At 57.0% G+C, this 17,076-nt stretch carries 18 protein-coding genes and 2 pseudogenes; 10 read left to right on the top strand and 10 right to left on the bottom strand.

Translation table 11 applies throughout. The features are described 5' to 3' along the window. Positions 1-100 precede the first annotated feature (100 nt). Positions 101-2,005, top strand: coding sequence for a CocE/NonD family hydrolase (locus RBB81_RS13250; RefSeq protein WP_353070961.1), 1,905 nt, complete (start codon positions 101-103; stop codon positions 2,003-2,005). Between the two features lie 201 nt (positions 2,006-2,206). Here the strand turns inward: RBB81_RS13250 and RBB81_RS13245 are convergent, their stop codons facing one another. Beyond that, complete coding sequence (locus RBB81_RS13245; protein ID WP_353070960.1) at positions 2,207-2,671, bottom strand: hypothetical protein; 465 nt, start codon at positions 2,669-2,671, stop codon at positions 2,207-2,209. Positions 2,672-3,058: 387 nt separating this feature from the next. Between RBB81_RS13245 and RBB81_RS13240 the strand changes: the two are divergent. After that, a pseudogene (locus RBB81_RS13240) lies at positions 3,059-3,561 on the top strand (IS6 family transposase); the annotation flags it as partial. A gap of 270 nt (positions 3,562-3,831) precedes the next feature. On the opposite strand, the gene RBB81_RS13235 reads toward RBB81_RS13240, so the two are convergent. Together RBB81_RS13235 and RBB81_RS23485 are read right to left on the bottom strand one after the other, a co-directional pair. Continuing rightward, positions 3,832-4,149 (bottom strand): helix-turn-helix domain-containing protein, encoded by a 318-nt coding sequence (locus RBB81_RS13235; protein ID WP_353070959.1) that lies wholly within the window; start codon positions 4,147-4,149, stop codon positions 3,832-3,834. A gap of 71 nt (positions 4,150-4,220) precedes the next feature. After that, positions 4,221-4,346 carry a hypothetical protein gene (locus RBB81_RS23485; RefSeq protein WP_423248081.1) on the bottom strand — a complete coding sequence of 42 codons (126 nt, stop codon included), beginning with the start codon at positions 4,344-4,346 and terminating at the stop codon, positions 4,221-4,223. Here RBB81_RS23485 and RBB81_RS23480 point away from each other — a divergent pair. After that, a complete protein-coding gene (locus tag RBB81_RS23480; protein WP_423248097.1) occupies positions 4,345-4,548 on the top strand; it encodes a hypothetical protein in 204 nt (67 codons plus the stop codon). The two genes, RBB81_RS23485 and RBB81_RS23480, sit on opposite strands and share 2 nt — an antisense overlap. Continuing rightward, positions 4,475-4,684 (top strand): helix-turn-helix transcriptional regulator, encoded by a 210-nt coding sequence (locus RBB81_RS13225; protein WP_353070958.1) that lies wholly within the window; start codon positions 4,475-4,477, stop codon positions 4,682-4,684. The genes RBB81_RS23480 and RBB81_RS13225 overlap by 74 nt, the downstream gene beginning before the upstream one ends. Positions 4,685-4,938: 254 nt before the next feature. On the opposite strand, the gene RBB81_RS13220 is transcribed toward RBB81_RS13225, so the two are convergent. Continuing rightward, positions 4,939-5,391, bottom strand: a complete 453-nt coding sequence (locus RBB81_RS13220) for a Tn3 family transposase (RefSeq protein ID WP_353073931.1) — start codon at positions 5,389-5,391, stop codon at positions 4,939-4,941. Positions 5,392-5,939: 548 nt separating this feature from the next. On the opposite strand from RBB81_RS13220, the gene RBB81_RS13215 reads away from it, so the two are divergent. The 4 genes from RBB81_RS13215 to RBB81_RS13200 all read left to right on the top strand — a co-directional run bounded on the left by RBB81_RS13215 (position 5,940) and on the right by RBB81_RS13200 (position 9,942). Further along, positions 5,940-6,842 carry an NAD(P)-dependent oxidoreductase gene (locus RBB81_RS13215; protein ID WP_353070957.1) on the top strand — a complete coding sequence of 301 codons (903 nt, stop codon included), beginning with the start codon at positions 5,940-5,942 and terminating at the stop codon, positions 6,840-6,842. A 46-nt stretch (positions 6,843-6,888) separates the two neighbouring features. After that, on the top strand, positions 6,889-7,329 hold the full coding sequence (locus RBB81_RS13210) for a cupin domain-containing protein (protein WP_353070956.1): 441 nt from the start codon (positions 6,889-6,891) through the stop codon (positions 7,327-7,329). Positions 7,330-7,359: 30 nt separating this feature from the next. Beyond that, positions 7,360-8,391: an L-glyceraldehyde 3-phosphate reductase gene (gene mgrA / locus RBB81_RS13205; RefSeq protein WP_353070955.1), complete on the top strand. Its 1,032-nt coding sequence runs from the start codon at positions 7,360-7,362 to the stop codon at positions 8,389-8,391. 120 nt (positions 8,392-8,511) lie between these two features. Continuing rightward, complete coding sequence (locus RBB81_RS13200) at positions 8,512-9,942, top strand: PQQ-dependent sugar dehydrogenase (protein ID WP_353070954.1); 1,431 nt, start codon at positions 8,512-8,514, stop codon at positions 9,940-9,942. Between the two features lie 361 nt (positions 9,943-10,303). Here RBB81_RS13200 and RBB81_RS13195 read toward each other — a convergent pair whose 3' ends face one another. After that, a complete protein-coding gene (locus RBB81_RS13195; protein WP_353070953.1) occupies positions 10,304-10,933 on the bottom strand; it encodes a response regulator transcription factor in 630 nt (209 codons plus the stop codon). A gap of 256 nt (positions 10,934-11,189) precedes the next feature. Between RBB81_RS13195 and RBB81_RS13190 the strand changes: the two genes are divergently transcribed. Further along, positions 11,190-11,318 (top strand): hypothetical protein, encoded by a 129-nt coding sequence (locus tag RBB81_RS13190; protein ID WP_353070952.1) that lies wholly within the window; start codon positions 11,190-11,192, stop codon positions 11,316-11,318. Between the two features lie 21 nt (positions 11,319-11,339). Here RBB81_RS13190 and RBB81_RS13185 read toward each other — a convergent pair whose 3' ends face one another. Continuing rightward, entirely contained in the window at positions 11,340-11,936 is a 597-nt protein-coding gene (locus tag RBB81_RS13185) for an IS6 family transposase (protein ID WP_423248018.1), read from the bottom strand. Positions 11,937-12,115: 179 nt separating this feature from the next. Here RBB81_RS13185 and RBB81_RS13180 point away from each other — a divergent pair. Then, positions 12,116-13,049: pseudogene (locus RBB81_RS13180) on the top strand (ISNCY family transposase); the annotation flags it as partial. 586 nt (positions 13,050-13,635) lie between these two features. Here the strand turns inward: RBB81_RS13180 and RBB81_RS13175 are convergent. The 4 genes from RBB81_RS13175 to RBB81_RS13160 all read right to left on the bottom strand — a co-directional run bounded on the left by RBB81_RS13175 (position 13,636) and on the right by RBB81_RS13160 (position 17,074). Then, positions 13,636-14,082, bottom strand: coding sequence for a fibronectin type III domain-containing protein (locus tag RBB81_RS13175; RefSeq protein ID WP_353070951.1), 447 nt, complete (start codon positions 14,080-14,082; stop codon positions 13,636-13,638). 94 nt (positions 14,083-14,176) lie between these two features. After that, positions 14,177-15,913, bottom strand: a complete 1,737-nt coding sequence (locus tag RBB81_RS13170) for a cytochrome-c peroxidase (RefSeq protein WP_353070950.1) — start codon at positions 15,911-15,913, stop codon at positions 14,177-14,179. Between the two features lie 422 nt (positions 15,914-16,335). Then, the gene (locus tag RBB81_RS13165) at positions 16,336-16,755 is read right to left on the bottom strand and encodes a hypothetical protein (protein ID WP_353070949.1); all 420 of its coding nucleotides are present in this window, start codon (positions 16,753-16,755) and stop codon (positions 16,336-16,338) included. Positions 16,756-16,759: 4 nt separating this feature from the next. Beyond that, the gene (locus RBB81_RS13160; protein ID WP_353070948.1) at positions 16,760-17,074 is read right to left on the bottom strand and encodes a hypothetical protein; all 315 of its coding nucleotides are present in this window, start codon (positions 17,072-17,074) and stop codon (positions 16,760-16,762) included. Positions 17,075-17,076 lie beyond the last annotated feature (2 nt).

Below are 17,076 nucleotides of genomic sequence, written 5' to 3'. Positions count from 1 at the left end.
TTTGAAGGTATCCTCTCAACATCTCCCCCAAGAGGAACCCACCATGCCTGTCTCGCGTCCTTTGCGCCTTCTTTGCGTCCTTTGCGCACTGAGTTTGTCTTTGTCCTTCGCCCTCTCCCAAACCCCCAAATACCCGCAACTCCCCTCAGAAACCCCCGCCACTGTCAACATCCCCGTAGACCTCGCCGACTATAGCCGTCGCACCGTCATGATCCCCATGCGCGACGGCGTCCGCCTCAACACCATCATCGTCGTCCCCAAAACCGCCACGCCCAACCACAAAGCCGGCATCGTCCTCACCCGCACCCCCTACTCCGCCGAGGCCCTCACCACCAACGCGCAGTCCACCCACCTCGGGTCCTCGCTCTACGGATACGACAACGCCACCGACGTCATCGTCCAGGGCGGCTACATCCGCGTCATTCAGGACATCCGCGGAAAATACGGCTCCGAAGGCGACTACGTCATGAACCGTCCCTTCCTCGGCCCCCTAAACCCCACTCCCGTCGACCACGCCACCGACACCTACGACACCATCGACTGGCTCATCAAAAACGTCCCCGAATCCAACCAGAAGGTCGGCATCATCGGCATCTCCTATGACGGCTTCACCACCCTCGCCGCCCTTGTCAACCCACACCCCGCCCTCAAAGTCGCCGTCCCAATGAACCCCATGGTCGACGGCTGGCGCGGCGACGACTGGTTCCACAACGGAGCCTTCCGCCAGCAAAACATGTCCTACATCTACGAGCAGGACGGCTCCCGCGCCAACGGCTACAAATGGCCCACCAGCAACTGGGACGACTACGCCATGTTCATGCGCGCCGGCTCCGCCGAAGCCCTCGCAAAGGAGCGCGGCCTCGACCAGATGGGCTTCTGGCGCAAAGTCCTCGCCCACCCCGCCTACGACGAGTTCTGGCAGGACCAAGCCGTTGACAAGATCCTCGCCGCCCAGTACGCCAAACAACCCCCAACCTTCCCCATCATGCTCGTCCACTCTCTCTGGGACGCTGAAGACATCTACGGCGCCATGGCCGTCTACAAGGCCATCAAACCCCTCGACAAAAACAACATGGTCTCCCTCACCATCGGCCCCTGGCACCACGGCGGAGCCATCGACGATGGCACTACCCTCGGCCAGCTCAAACTCCCCGCCGACCCAAGCTACTGGTGGCGACAGACCGTCCTCGGACCCTATCTCGCCAGCTACCTTCAGGACACCCCGCCCGCTAACCCAAAACCCATCCCGCCCGTTACCGCCTACCAGACAGGAGCCAACAAGTGGCAGGGCGTCCCGTACTGGCCCCTCGCCAAAAAAACCACCAAACTCTACCTCCACGCAGACGGCCTCCTCAGCCTCAATGAGCCCACCGCCGCCGAAGTCCCCTCCACCGCCTACGTCTCCGACCCCGCCAAACCCGTGCCCTACCGGCCCCGCCCCTCACGCACCGCCGGCTACGAGCCCGACAACGGCTGGGCCAACTGGCTCGCCCAGTCCCAGATCGAGCAGTCCGGACGCACCGATGTCGCCGTCTTCACCTCCGACGTCCTCACCGCCCCCATCGCCGTCGCCGGCGAGCCCATTGCCAACCTCATCGCCGCCACCTCCGGCACAGACTCCGACTGGGTCGTCAAGCTCATCGACGTCTACCCCGATGAAGTCCCCGGAGACCCACACATGGGCGGCTACCAGCTCATGATCGCCGCCGACATCTTCCGCGGCCGCTACCGCGAATCCCTCTCCACCCCCCACGCCATCCCCGCCAACACGCCCGAAACCTACCGTTTCAACCTGCCCAACGCCTACCACGTCTTCATCCCCGGCCATCGCATCATGGTCCAGGTCCAGTCCTCGTGGTTCCCCCTCTACGACCGCAACCCCCAGACCTTCGTCCCCAGCATCTTCCTCGCCCAACCCTCCGACTACCGCCCAGCCACCCAGACCATCTTCCACTCCACCACCCAACCCACCTTCATCGAGCTCCCCACCCTGACCAACCCCTAACTAACCCCGATTCAATCGAGGGCCTGTCCGTAACGGCAGGCTCCTCTTCTGCCACTCAACCAGGTTGTATAGAATCCGGTTGTACGTCTTTCTTCGTGTGCTTCAGGATCAGGTTCCCGATCATTCCGCCGGTGTCGGTTTTGCCATGACCCAGAGTCCGTGTCCGACGGAGGTGGGCATCAGTACAGACGCCAGATACGCTCAAGCCGCAATCTTGATTGGAGCAGCGACGAGTGCGAGAATCAGCAACCCCGCGCATGTGATGCCGGCGATGAAACCGAGCACAACGATTATGAAGAGAATCTTCCGCACCTGCCTCCATTGATTACGTTTCTTGTGCCACTGGCCTTTATCGTTGTGTTCGTTGTGGTAGAGAGCCCAACCCCAACTGCTGTCCGAAGCGGAATCTGCGGCAACCCCGCTGAGAGCACAAGCTACTGTGAGCACGAGGCAAATCAACGCGGTGCGGATGAGGATTTTCTCGTTCGAGGTAAAGCCGTTTGGGGGCGCGTGCATGGCCGCCAGGGAAAGCGCTCCGATGATTCCAGTGGCGAGCGTGAGAATAAGGCGTGCAAGTTCAACAGCGGTCGCCCTGGCACGATCAAAGAGAGATTGCTTGTCTCTAGTCTCTAATACCTGTTGTGGCTTTTCGGGAGAATGCTGCACGGTGCACCTCCTGCGGAATAGTTAGGGCATCCTACAACAAATCTTTGGCGAAGGTTAGGAGGCGAGGAACTTGCTCATTTTTGATGAGGCGGGTTGCGTCAATACGTTTGGGTTTGAGGAGCTCAGGGGTGTAGCTTTGATCGCTAAATGGCGTGAAATTTCACACCTATTTGGCGTACCCGCTGGGTGTTGCCGGACAATGTAGAAGCTCGAGGCGTCCCTTCGCCAGAGGTCGAAAGATGGTCTGCCGCGGGTAAGTAGTTGACTACCGGTGGACTGCGGACATGTTTATAGAGGGTTCTATCTGGCTCGTGGTCCGACGGAAAGCAATCACTACGACAAATAGCTCTGAAAAACTACGCCAAATAACTCTGAAAGTGACAGATCTATCTGTATCGAGCGCTCGACGAGCTTGGAAACACGATTGATTTCTATCTCTCGCCGACACGGAACGCCAAAGCGGCGAAGCGCTTTCTCGGCAAAGCGCTGAATGGTTTGAAGGATTGGGAGAAGCCGGAGATTATCAACACCGACAAAGCGCCGACCTACGGAATCGCGATTTCAGAACTGAAGGTCGAAGGCAAATGTCCTGAGAAAACGGTGCATCGACAAGTCAAGTATCTGAACAATGTCGTCGAGGCCGATCATGGCAAGCTGAAGCAGTTGATCCGTCCAGTGCGGGTTTCAAAACCCTGAAGACCGCCTACGCGACCATCATGGGATTTGAGGTAATGCGTGCCCTACGCAAGGGCCAGGCGGCAATGTTCAACCTCACGCAGGACATCCGCGGCGAGGCGCGCATCGTAGAACGCTCGTTCGGCATCGGGGCCAGTGCGCTCGCGGAGGCCGTCGCAGCCATCGGTGAAAAACTCGAACTCCAACCTGCTTGACGCATGGGTAGGGCAAGTCTGGGACACAGCCCGGCAACGCCCGAATTTGCAACAGAGCCGTCTGGAATGGCGATGTAGTGCGCGGAACCCTCGTTAGAAGCAATGAGTGTGGCGATCGGATCCAATTGTCCGAGGTCGGCTACTTGGACAGTGGGAATCCAAAAGAGCAATAGCACCCGAAGGGGAGCGATGTTATTGTTTAGGTATCGCTTGTAAGCTACTGATTATATGTCTTATAACGCATCTTATGTACAGTGGATTTTGGGGTGGCTAGGCGATGACCTCCAGGCCCCTCTTTTCAACCAGGGTGAGTAGCTTGAGAGATGTTCCCTGCGGATGCTTCTCGCCGCGCTCCCATTTGCTCACCAGGCTCGGCGTCACGTTCAGGTAGGCCGCGAAGACAGTCTGGCTTGCTTTCTCGCGCGCGCGAAGGGCGCGAATCTTCTTCGGCGTCATCTCCTGAATGGGAGTGAGGCACAGCACATCGAACTTGCGCATCGTCTTCCGATCCATTCCGTCAACCTTGTACAGATCGGTCGCGGTTTCATGGATTGCCGCCATTACGTCGCTACGATATTTCTTTGGCATCTCAATCCTCCTTCGGCGGCTGTATCTCGAGAAGAGCTCCGTCCGCCACTCGCTTCGCCATCTCGGTATCGCTATAGCCCAACACAACGTCCGCCAGCTCTCGGAAGGCTTCCAAACTCATTCGCCTTGATATTGCCGAAATCCTTCTTCTCAAATCCGTACACGAAAACGGCTCGCCCTTGGAGACGATAGAGGATGATGGATCGTGACCCGCCCGACTTCCCTTCACCGGGCGATACGTTGCTTGATCACGCCACCGCCCAGATCAGCATCGATTACACCCTCATTTACCAGACGTGCAGTTTCCCAAAGGTCCGCATCACTGATGCGTGCCTTGCGTGCAAACATGGGAGTCACTCCTCACCGCTACCTTATGGATCAACGGTTACAACAAGCTAAAGCTCTCCTGCGTTTGGATAGCCGGACGATTGCCGAGGTCGCCACTGAAATCGGTTTCGTAAATGCAGGTCATTTCGCCCGTGCATTCAAACGACACCTTGGCGTCAGTCCAACCGAATGGCAACGCCAGAGCTGAGGTACGCGCTTTGAGATCATTTCGCGGCAATGATTGTGTTCTCTCAACAAAAAACGGTTTTAGGCATCCTTGTCGACAGATACATACCTTATAAGGGCATGCTCGTCCCTTTACTAACCGAGGCTGTAAGGGTTAATCCCCGAATGACCGGCATTGAATGAATCGAGCAATCTATGCGCAATGTTTGCTTCCAAATTGTCCGCTTATGGCTATTTTTGCCCAACCCCTCGAAACAGTCTAATTGGCGTCATTGACTATTGCGGTCCGTCCTCATCTCCTTCGGTCATGGAGCGGCGCCAGAAGTCTTCGTTTTGATAGCGGGCTGCTAGGGCTTCGATGTCGACCGGCGATGAGCTAGTGAAGTCGAACTTGCCGATCAGATTGATGTTGCGCCAGGCGACGGGCGAGGTGCTTTTGAGGATTCTGATGGCTTCGAGATCGCCCGCCGGCAGCTTTTGCTCGTATACCCGTGATAGGAGAAGGGTGTTGTAGTAGATGATGGCGCTGGCGGTGAGACGGGAACACTCGTTCCAGATTTGCTGCTCCGCTTCGGTTTTCACGCGGAACTTGCCGGAGTTGACGTAGGAGATCGCTCGCCGGAAGATCGTCGAGGCGTCGACCTCAACTCCGCGCTCTTGCATCATCTCCGCGAGATCGCGATACGTGATGCCGTACTTGCAATACCACCGCACGCATACCAGGATGATCTCGACCGGAAATCGGCGGCTTGAAGATGGACATCTGCTGGACTCCTCGACTCAGCTCTCACCATACACGGCCTCAGTTAATGCAACAGAGCCAGTCAGTGGGCGAAGGCGTTGAGTACTAGCCTTCCCCCACTGTTCCTTGCTCTGGCGTCTTATAGACAGCCGATGCCGATTTCCCATTCGATCCTCTCACTCACGCGTGACATGAAGATGTGAAAGCTCGCATCCCGTACGGAGCGCATCGGTTCCAACATGCGCTCGCATGGAAGGCCCCGTGACGACGGGATGACAGATGTCGGATCGCCGACATGGCCCTCAGCAGATTTAAGAAAGCGGAAATCGCTCAAAGCCCCGGTTTTCATGTAGGTTGTTCTCCGCTGCATATCTTCGGCACATCCGCAAACTCTGGCACGCGAGTTGCATATATCCAGGGAGACTGTCAAAGGGCCGAGTCTACCGGAAAAAGTGGACGCTTGGTGATGTGGAATCGTCGATCACCGCCAAGAGAAGCAACGAAGAATTGACAGCGAGGAGATTGCGTGAGGGGCATGCCAATAAGCAAACTCAGTAAACGCACAGTCAAAATTGGATTTATCGGCCTGGGACTTATGGGAAGCCGACTGACGCAACGCTTGCATTCATCAGGCTGGAATATTCAGGCATGGAATCGCAGTTCAGAGCCGGCAAGAGCGATGAGTCAAAAAGGTATAGGGATCGCGCCATCGCTTGTGAAGCTTGTGGCCGATTCGGATGTGGTCCTTTCCTGCCTGGCCAATGATACGGCTGTTCACTCGGTGTATTGCGACAGTGCGGGTATTTTCTCCGCGGCAAAGCCAGGCACCATCCTTCTTGAAATGAGCACCATCTCGCCGCAACTATCGCACCTTCTGCATCAGGAGGCTTCCAACCAAGACGTCAGGCTTCTCGACCTAGCTATCTCTGGATCAACGCCGGCAGTCGAGGCCGGAACGGTCACACTGTTTGCAGGCGGGGACCGGAATACCTTCGAGCAATGCACTCCCATTTACGAGTCCATTGCCAAGCAGTGGTTCTTAGTCGGGGGCGGTTCTTCTGGGGTTCAAATGAAACTGATCGTCAACCTCCTTCTCGGCGTCGAAATGCAGGCCATCGCGGAAGCAGTGTCGCTGGGTGAGCATCTTCAATTGAATAGGAACGTTCTGCTCGATGTCCTATCCAAGACGGCAGTCATACCTCCGGCGTTTGTAGGGAAGTTCCAGAAGATAAAGAACAACGACTACTCGCCGGAATTTCCGTTGCGGCTGATGAGCAAAGACATGGATCTGGTCATGGAGACAGCCGGAACCGCGGGGGCCAATTTGCCCGTGGCAGGCGTTGCCCAGTCCGTACTTACCTCCAATCTCCCCTCAAATGGCGACTTGGACCTGGCTGCTATTACCCCGTTTGTCATCGGTCACGGAACGAGAAGTTAGTTTCGGCGTCATACCGGACCTTGTATTACCTGTCCAGCGAGGTTTTATGCAACATCAATCTATTCGTGTAGTCCGTTCAGCGCAGTTCGACTCTGCGACTGCTCAAACGCCCGGATCACAGCGCTTTGCTGCTGTCCATGCAGGGGCCGGCATAGAGTCGCCTATGTGGGGAGGTCTCTTCTCCGTCGAGCCTGGAGCCCGCACCGGAATACATCATCATGGAGAGCAGCACACGATCGCCTATGTCCTCAGCGGCTATTCTTACGTTCGCTGGGGCGACCGAGGGGAGTTTGACGCCATTCTGCAAGCAGGCGATTTTCTCTATGTCCCGGCGTGGCTTCCTCACCAGGAAATTAATCCTTCGAGCGACGCCTCCTTCCAATGGATTGTAGTCCGCAGCACTTCCGAACCCGTCGTTGTGAATCTGCACGATGACTTCTGGGATGACATCAACTTGAGTCCCACGCATTTGCGCGTTGACGACTAACAACATTAAGTAATTCCGAGGAGAAAGAAGATGAGTTATATACCTGATGGGAAGAGGTATGACGGAGCGGTGTTTCGGCGGTGCGGGCGATCTGGGATCGTGTTGCCGCCGGTATCGCTTGGGCTGTGGCAGAACTTCGGCGGCGTCGACGTTTTCGAGACCGGACGGGCAGTGATCCGGCGAGCGTTCGACAGGGGCGTGACACACTTCGACTTAGCCAACAACTATGGCCCACCGTATGGGTCGGCCGAGGAAAACTTTGGGCATATTCTGCGGAAGGACTTTCGCGACCACAGGAATGAACTCGTGATCTCGTCGAAAGCAGGATGGGATATGTGGCCTGGGCCCTACGGCGTGGGCGGCTCGCGCAAGTATCTGCTTGCGTCCCTGGACGAAAGCCTGGGGCGCATGGGGCTCGAGTACGTCGACATTTTCTACTCGCACCGGCCGACAATGGATGTTCCCCTTGAAGAAACCATGAGCGCGCTGGTGCAGGCGGTGCGGCAAGGCAAGGCTTTGTATGTGGGCATTTCGTCGTACAGTCCGGAGCGGACGCGCGAAGCAGCACAGATTTTGAAGAGCGAAGGAGTCCCGCTGCTGATTCATCAGCCGTCGTACTCGATGCTGAACCGCTGGGTGGAGGAGGATCTGCTGGGCACGCTGGAGAAACTAGGCGTGGGCTGCATTGCGTTTTCTCCGCTAGCCCAGGGACTGCTGACGAACAAGTATCTCAACGGGATCCCCGAAAATTCGCGCGCAAAGGGCGGCCTCTGGTTTCAGAAGGAGTTCTTGAGTGAGGAAAATCTTGCACGAGTGCGAGCGCTGAACGAAATTGCGAGTGGGCGCGGGCAGACGCTGGCGCAGATGGCGATCTCGTGGGTACTGCGTGACAAACGCGTAACCTCGGCGCTGATCGGAGCGCACAATGTGGAGCAGCTCGATAACTCGCTCGATGCGGTGAATAAGCTCCAGTTCACGGATTCAGAGCTGAATGAGATTGATCGCTATGCACAAGAAGGGTCCATTGACCTTTGGAGAAATGCCCGAGAGGGGGCGGCGTAGCAAACACCATTGAGTGACGTAAGGAAGTGCCCCACCGACGCGTCCGGCGATATCGTTATTACTTATCTCGCAGGCACGCAGTCAAGAACCCAATACCTTTCAAACCTAAGGTGCCTAACTATGCGATTCCCCTCCTTCCTCGTCCTCGTCGCAGCCAACATGCTTCTTCCTGCGGCGCTACCGGCGCAGCAGACCATCACCGGCCAGGCCGCCTTCGCCGACTGGAACCAACAACAGCCCGGCGTCCGCCGCAAGATCACTCTCGCCGACCTTCCCGAGCCCAAGCCCGACGAGGCCGTCAACAACACACCGCACGTCATCCCCCGCCCTGCCGACGCCTGGCCCATCGCGGCCGCCGGTTTCAAAGTTACCCTCTACGCCGGCGGCGACTCCATCCCCATGCAGCGTGCCGACAACAAACAGGTCATGGCCCTTAGTGGCGGCACATTTACCATGCCGCGCCTCATCCGCACCGCACCCAACGGCGATCTTTTCCTCGCCGACTCCGGCGCCGGCGCCGTCTTCATCCTTCGCGGCGTAGGCCCCGACGGCAAAGCCGCGCAGATCGAAAAGTTCGCCACCGGCCTGGACCACCCCTTCGGCATCGCCTTTTATCCCGCTGACAACCCGAAGTACGTCTACGTCGGCAACGCCACCACCATACAGCGCATCCCCTACCACTCCGGCGACCTCCACGCCACCGCCGCCCCCGAGACCATCGTTCCCGACATCCCAGGCTACGCTCAGCTCACCGGCGGTGGCCACTGGACCCGCGACGTCGTCTTCACCAAAGACGGCCAGCATATGCTCGTCTCCGTGGGGTCCGGCTCCAACGCGGACGACCCAGACACTCACCCGAAGGAGTTCCACCGCGCCGATGTCCTCGAATACACCCCCGAAGGCAGGTTCATCGAGGTCTACGCCCATGGCATCCGCAACTGCGTTGGTGAGGCAATCAATCCAACCACCGGTCAGCTCTGGTGCTCTACAAACGAGCGCGACAACCTGGGCAATCACCTTGTCCCCGACTACGTCACTTCGGTCAAGGAAGGTAGCTTCTACGGCTGGCCCTGGTACTACATGGGCGGCCACCAGGACCCGCGACTCCCTGAGTCCTGCGCCAACGGCACCGGCCCCAATCCGCAGGCGGCCGCGCTCACCGCGGATGAGGCCAAGACCTGCAAGCGCGTCAATCTTGCCTCCAAGGTTATTACTCCCGATGTCCTCGTTCAGCCCCACATGGCCTCGCTCGAGATGGTCTTTTATCCTGACCAGAAAGAACAGTTCCCGGAGCAATATGACGGTGACGCCTTTGCCGCGGAACATGGCTCGTGGAACCGTGCCAACCGCGCCGGCTACGAAGTCATCCGCATCCCCATGCACAACGGCCACGCCGACGGTAGCTACGAAGACTTCCTCGCCGGCTTCGTCACCAAAGACGGTCAGGTCTGGGGCCGCCCCGTAGGCGTCGCCATCGCCAAAGACGGCAGCATGTTCGTCACCGACGACGGCTCCCGCTCAGTCTGGCACGTCACCTACATCGGCAAATAGAGCTTCTCCAGAAGAAACTGAAAGTGAGGAACTTGGGAAAAATGCACAACTACGATAACCCCTGGCCTGTTCTTAACCGCAGCACACGGGGAGGTCTTATTGATGTTTTCGTTTGACAACCTGTTGTTGGTAATGACAGGAAGCTCGATTTTCACAGTTGGCGTACTCGCCCCGTGCGCTCACTTCTCGAGCGCCGCCCTGCGGGAACGGATCCTGCTCTGGTTTGGTTTGTTCGCGGCGCCCTATGGGCTGGCTCTTGTCTGTCGCAGCGTCCTCATTCCGCAGTGGGACGGCAGCGCCGAACAGATCATTGTTGCGGTTTTTAGAGGATCCATTTTCCGTAGGCAATGTCGATACCAATCTAGTTCTTGCCGGGTGGAACCTCGAGCTTAGCCGCCATTCTGACCAATTCCGCCAGCGATTCGGCCCGCATTTTTTGCATTACGTTCCCGCGATGGATCTTCACCGTGATTTCGCTGGTTCCGAGCTCAAACGCTATTTGCTTATTGAGCATGCCCGAAACCACCAGGGCCATGACCTCCCGCTGGCGCGCGGTCATGGATTCGTAGCGCTTCCGCAGATCGGCAAACTCACTCCGCTGTTGGCGCGTCACCCGGTCTCGATCCAAAGCCTGGTTGATCGCATCAAGCAAATCCTGATCCCGGAAGGGCTTAGTAAGGAACTCCACCGCGCCGGATTTCATGGCCTTCACCGTCATTGGGATATCTCCATGACCGGTAATGAAGATGATAGGAATGAGAATGTCGGCATCAGCCAACTCCCGCTGAAAGTCCAGACCGTTGACTCCGGGAAGTCTCACATCCAGGATGAGGCAACTTGGCCCGTCCGGTCGCTTGCTGTGTAGGAACTCTTGCGCGGTCGCGAAGCCTTCGGACCGCAAGCTCACCGACTTCAACAGGCCCTGGATCGACGCACGCACCAAGGTGTCGTCATCGATGACGAACACCGTGGGAGCACCCGCCGCCATCATTCGTGTGCCTCGACCATCTGCCATAGATGCCCTAATCTTGCTGCCCTGGATGTTCAATCCTAGACCCGACTGAATTCTAGCCGACTTACTCGCCGTCGCGTCGAAATCCGCACGCTGTGTCGATCCCATGACACTTGCTCGGAGTTGAATGAAATCCTCCTCAATTCATCAACCGACTCATACCGCTGAAAATACGCCGCTAAGTTGACTGGCGGTTCAATTGGCACGCGGCGTGCATACGCAACGGAGACCCAACATGCAAGAGACGGAGTCAAGAATCGGAAGCGAACAGCACCTCGATGTCTGCATCCTCGAAAAAGAAACTCAGGAGATGCAGGACGTTCTCGCGCGGGCTCTGGTGCAAATATTGAGGTATGCACGTTAAGGCGACTGGAGAGGCCGTGGTTTATGCAGCAAGGACTGCATTCCAGATCGCAGGCGCAGCTTGATCTTTGAGACGTCGGCGATGCAGGGCAAATTGACCTTTGGGAATACGGTGGAGTAGTTCGACGCCGGCAATTGTGATGGCGGCGTAGTCGAAGTTCTTGAAGTCGAGCAGGGGCCTGGTTCGGGACTTGATACCCCGATGATCCTGTTCGATCAGATTGTTCAGGTATTTCGACGATCGCAGTTTGGTGCGCTTCCATGCCTCGTCTTCGTTTGGAATTTCACGCACTGCTCGATGCGAAGCGGCATAGCCATCAAGCGTGATGCTGACAGGTGCGCGCAGCTGCGTGCGAAGCGCTTTGCGGAAAAAGGCCTTGGCCGCTGCTACATCCCGATTCGGACTCAGTCGGAAGTCGACGGTGTTGCCATCCCGGTCGACGGCGCGATACAGGTAGACCCAACGGCCACGGACCTTCAGATACGTCTCGTCAATACGCCACGAGCGACCGCTCTTGCGTGCATAGCCATTCCAGCGCTTCTCGAACTCCGGAACATATCTCTGTACCCAGCGCATGATCGTGGTATGCGCAATATCCAACCTGCGTTCGGCCATCATCTCGACTAGATCACTGAGGTTGAGTTTGTAGCGTAGATACTAGCGCACGCACAGAACGATGATCTCGCGATCAAAATGTCGCCCCGCAAACAGCTCCTTCATCCCCTTCAGCTCGCCCATCTATCGGTCCTCATTGCCTCAATCCACTACTCTAATCGGTTCCAGAATGCTGTTTGCACCAGACCCTGCGGACATGGATGGTCGAGGATGGGCTGTCGCGTAAGCAGCGCCGGAGCTTTCACCAGCCCCGACTTAGACGCGAGAGCTACGGTGAGCTCGTCCAGATCGATGGGAGCGATCATCGCTGGTTCGAGCAGCGTGGCGCGCCCTGTACGTTGCTGGTGTTCATCGATGACGCCACAAGCAAGCTGATGCAACTGCGCTTCGTGCTCCGCGAGAGCACGGACTCCTACTTCGGTGCGCTGCAGGGGTATCTGAACGATCATGGGTGCCCTGTCGCGTTTTACTCCGACAAGCACACCGTCTTCCGCGTCAACAAGCCGGATGCGAAGGGCGGCTCCGGTATGACGCAGTTCGGTCGTGCGCTGGCGGAGCTCAACATCGAGATTCTATGCGCCAACTCAAGCCAGGCTAAGGGCCGGTTCGAATGAGCAAATCGAACGTTACAGGATCGTCTGGTGAAGGAGCTGCGCCTCGCCGGCGTCAGCGATATGGCAGCCGGCAACATGTTCCTACCGGGGTTCGTGAAGCAGTTCAACGAGAAGTTCTCGGTGCCCGCAGAGAAGACAGAGAATCTGCATCGCAAGTTGAACGTGCAGGCTGCCCGCCTGGCCGCACCGCGAACAGCGCCACGTAGGTCAGCAGCTCACTCTCGCCTACGATCGCAGGCAGATCATACTCGAGCGAAGTGACCTGGCAGACGGGTTGGCAGGCCAGTATGTCGAGATTTACGACTTCGCAGATCGGCCGCTCGAGGTGCGATGGAATGGGCACTTGCTTCCCTGCCGCGTGTTCAGCAAGGATCAGCGCGTAAGTCATACAGCCGTAGTCGAGAACAAGCGGCTGAGCCATGCACTCGCCATTGTGAAAGCGCAGCAAGACATCAAGCACTTGCCCACAGTGATGACCAACAGCACCAAGAATGGATATAAGAAGCCCCCCGTCAGATTTACCGGCCCGATTACAAAGAAACGATCGCCGCGCCCGCGGTGGAAATGACGGCCTGATGGAAAGCATGGAAGACCAACGATAAAACTGTTGGTCTCCCACTCTTCCCACAGTTCTTGGAAATCGTCAGAGTCGACGATTTCACACATTCCCACCGCACGACGACGACTAAATATTATGATGACAATTCAGCTTTGCAAAGCTGACGACACTTACGCTTTGCGGCAACAGGAGCCAGAATTTGTAGCCGCCCATTAGAAATGTCATGGTCACACCTTCCGGGCGACTGGCATCACCGCTTACCTAATGGCACTACCCTGAAACTCACAGGCGAACCTCACGCGCAGCGGTCCTCTCAATGCTCCCCGAAGCCAGAACCGCCTCAAGAGCTCCTGAGCATTCATAAATTTCCCTTTCTTGAGGTGTCCCCTATCCTCAGGGCCGCCGCATGACCTCGGCCAAGTGCCGATCACCTGCCTGAAATCTGAATTGACCTTTTCCAGGCGTTATGCAAAAACCCCAATATGGGAGCGTTCAGCAGTCGCACAGAAGCGACGCGCCGGCAGGACCACTAGGGAGTAGTGAAGTGGTAGACCGCGCTATTCACGGGATCGACTTTGCCGGTACCCCCCATCGATCCGACCGTGTAGTAGTACGTCGTTCTCGGCTTTAGCCCGTCCACACGTACCCGGAAAACCGTTTCGGGATGGCTTTGGTTCAGTTGGATATGGTTCTTCGCGGTCTGGTTCAGCTGCGCGGCATCCGTGCCGTAATGCACGACGCCGAAGTGCTCGGCCGATCCGCCCGGGTTATTGCTCGTCCACCGGATGATCGCGAGGCCATCTTTATCTGATTCGATCGCCGGTCCCTCTGTGATATGGACACTCGCTGCTGCCGGCGCAGGAGGAACCAGCTGCGCCTGCGAAAGCTGCGGAGCGCAGATCGTAAGGGAGAAAAGCACGGCTACACAGAGGATCGTCGGTGACAGAAGGAATTTGCGAATATGCAGACCGGTCATCTATAGACCTCGAAGAGAATTGGATATTCCAGCGAAGAACGGAGACAGGGCGCATGGAGTCGCTCCATGTACCCCGTCCTGGCATAGATTGGTCCTAGCGCTGCATTTGTTGGAATTGCCGCAGTAGATCGGCGGGAATGATCGTCGAATTCCCCTGGGTGGCAGCGGTGCCGCCTGTCATGCAGGCTCCTGTATACGTGTTAACGTCGGGGTAAGGTGTTGTGAAACCGTCACTGAGCGTTTGTAGAAATGCGACGATCTCATTCTCCTCCGTATCCGTCAAGCCCAGGTTGCCGGTGGTCATGTCGATATTTTGAGGCACCTCGGGCTCAGGCCAGCAGTTTACTTTCTCGGTTGTTCCCGTCGGGCAGTTGCCGGACTCCACGGCATTCCGGTACAGATCCCGCGTGTTGTAGAAGTGGACGAGTTGCTTCAGGCTCTTGATGTAGCCATTGTGGAAGAACTCCTTCTGGAAGTAGGGGCCGGGAGCCTCTGTGGTAGGACACGATGGCGGCGTAAGCCCCACATTGCGCGCCGTCATCACCTGCATCTGGCCGTCGACGGTTGATGCAAACTGCCGCCAACTGGAGTTTGGATTGGGAGCGGAGCCGAAGCCGCTTCTGAGGAAAGTTCCTAATCCGAAATCGGTATAGGTAAAGCCTCCCGGATTGGGCGTAAATCCGACGGCATCCGGCGTGGTCTCATAATAAAAGGAATCCCTGGGATTCTTGGGCAGGCCCTCATTGGCAGAGCCGAAGCAGGTGAACACCGGTACGACATTAGCGGCTACTCCCGTATCTTTGGCGCCGGTATTTGTTGGGGCCGGCGCCGTTGATCTGCCGTCCAGGTGACACGAATTGCAATTTCCTTTGCCCCGGAATAGCGCGTATCCGGCCGCTTCCTTGGCTGTCAACTTATACGTTCCCTTCAGATATGCATCAAACTTCGAGGTGAAAGGGCTGACAGACTCGCTGTGCTCAAAGGCGTTAAGGGACTGCGCCCAATGATCGTAGTCGTTATTCGAGCGGGTGCGGTCGGCCGGACTTAGCGCAACTGGTGTAGGGTTCCCGTTGAACACGGAAGCTCCATTTGGCGTGGCGCAGATCTGCGCAATGTTTGCCGGCCAGGTGATGTCGAATGAGCCGGAACCCCATATCAGCTCGAAGAGGGGTCTGTACGGAGCCAGTGAAAGCTTGTAAGTGACACAGGCAGTGTCAGGGTTGCCCATTTCGTCAGGATCGACAGGAGGCCCCTGTGACTGCTCGGCGTCGGGACTCCTCAGCAAATACCCGGTTGCGCGTGAATCCCAGAAATTTCCGCCATAGAAAAGGCCCTGAACCGCGTCGTACTGGAGCGGAGGGAAGTAGCTCGCATACGTGTATCTCTGCGCTGTCCGCTTGCCGGCCCTGAAGTGAACCGATCCGGGGTACGCGATCATCGTCAGATTCACCGACGGAATCGGTCCGCTATAGCCGGCGTAGGGCATGTGGCAAGACGAGCAGGCCTCATTCTCGTTTGGCGAGATGGTTCTGTCGAAATTCATGAGCTTGCCGAGTATTTCTACTGAGGCAACTCCGGTGTTCTGAAGTGTTGGGGGGTTGCCCGTCACAACCGGGGGCGGGAGCGCCTGCCACTGCCGGATCGCTTCAGCTTCGATGGAATTCACTTCGCGCAGAACCCTTGCTATCTCGGGATCGATGTTGGAGGGCAGAATCCCAGTTGGATATGGGTTGTAGACGGTTTGTCCGTGCACAATGTGTCTGGAGATGGACATGGCGACCGCAATCGTCGCACAGGCGGCTGCTAGTGCTATCAACCTTGTTTGTCTCACAAATAACCTCCCTTTAACTGCAAAGGTTCGGGTAGGTGGGCGGGTAGCTCTGCGAACGCGGCAACACTTAAACGCACTCATGGAGCCTTGGTATATTTACCCAAACTGGGTTGGAACGGTAGAGATCATGTCGCTGTCTCCTCGAACACGCGGGGCGAATGAGTCGATTCAGCACACTGGGAGAGAATTGGATCCGTCGAACAACACACCAAGAACGTTGGGCCTGTCGAACTTACCAAAGAGGATGATCCTGGTCTTGCCGAAATGTCAAGAGTTTTTTGGGTAATTTTGTACGTCCCAGGTTATAAGAGTCGATATAAACGGAAACGCCCTCCGAAAATGCGAAGCGAGCTGGAAAGGAGGAACAGCGTTACGACAAAGAACACAGCACAGCATCTTTACAAAGTAGCGGTGATTTCGGTTTAGGAGTCGATTTCCGCAGACGGCCATCCTTCTTTGGGGGCGCCTTGAAACATCCTCAGTTGCTGATGTGATAGGCTGCCGACCAGAAGGCGCGTTCTGTCCAAAGGAGAATTGTGCTTTCGAACATTCGCCACAGTGACACGTGGCTCTCCTTCGGGCTTGCCTTTGTTGGAGGATATTGCGATGCGGCCAGCTTCAACAAGCGCCACAACAGCGCCCATCTGTTCGCGGTATTCTCGCGGATAGTTGGAATTGCGCAAGGTGTGCCGCAACCTCGATGTCCCGAGCAGCGCCAGCCGCGTAACCCTCTGTGCCGTTCCCTGGTCCACTGGAACTCCGGTTCCATAACAAACGAGCACGGCTTCAATGGAAACCAGCCGGTCGCCGATGGATCGCAGAAGGTCATTCCCCGGTCTCATCGCTTCAAACAGCAACTCGACAACCACGGCAACCGCACTCCCGATTGGAAAGTGCAAAGACCGCCCAAAGCGTCCCCTCAAGCCTGAGTTCGCCGGAGATGTGTTCATCCCAGAGGGAGACGGTGATCACGATGAGATATGCAACCACGGTGGCCGAACCCTCAATTGCCATCGCGCTAATTGCGTAGAACGCCATGAACATTGATCCGATTACCCACAGCAGGCGGAGCATTGGGTCGTCCACAAAAATGATCGCGCCAATCAGCACATAAATGGCTCCGAGTGCATAGGAGACGATTCTGGTTAGCGCGGCCTTCACCG

Source organism: Tunturibacter gelidoferens (assembly GCF_040358255.1).
GTDB lineage: Bacteria > Acidobacteriota > Terriglobia > Terriglobales > Acidobacteriaceae > Edaphobacter > Edaphobacter gelidiferens.
The sequence above is the reverse complement of the archived record's forward strand: the minus strand, read 5'-3'. Positions and strand labels throughout refer to the sequence as shown.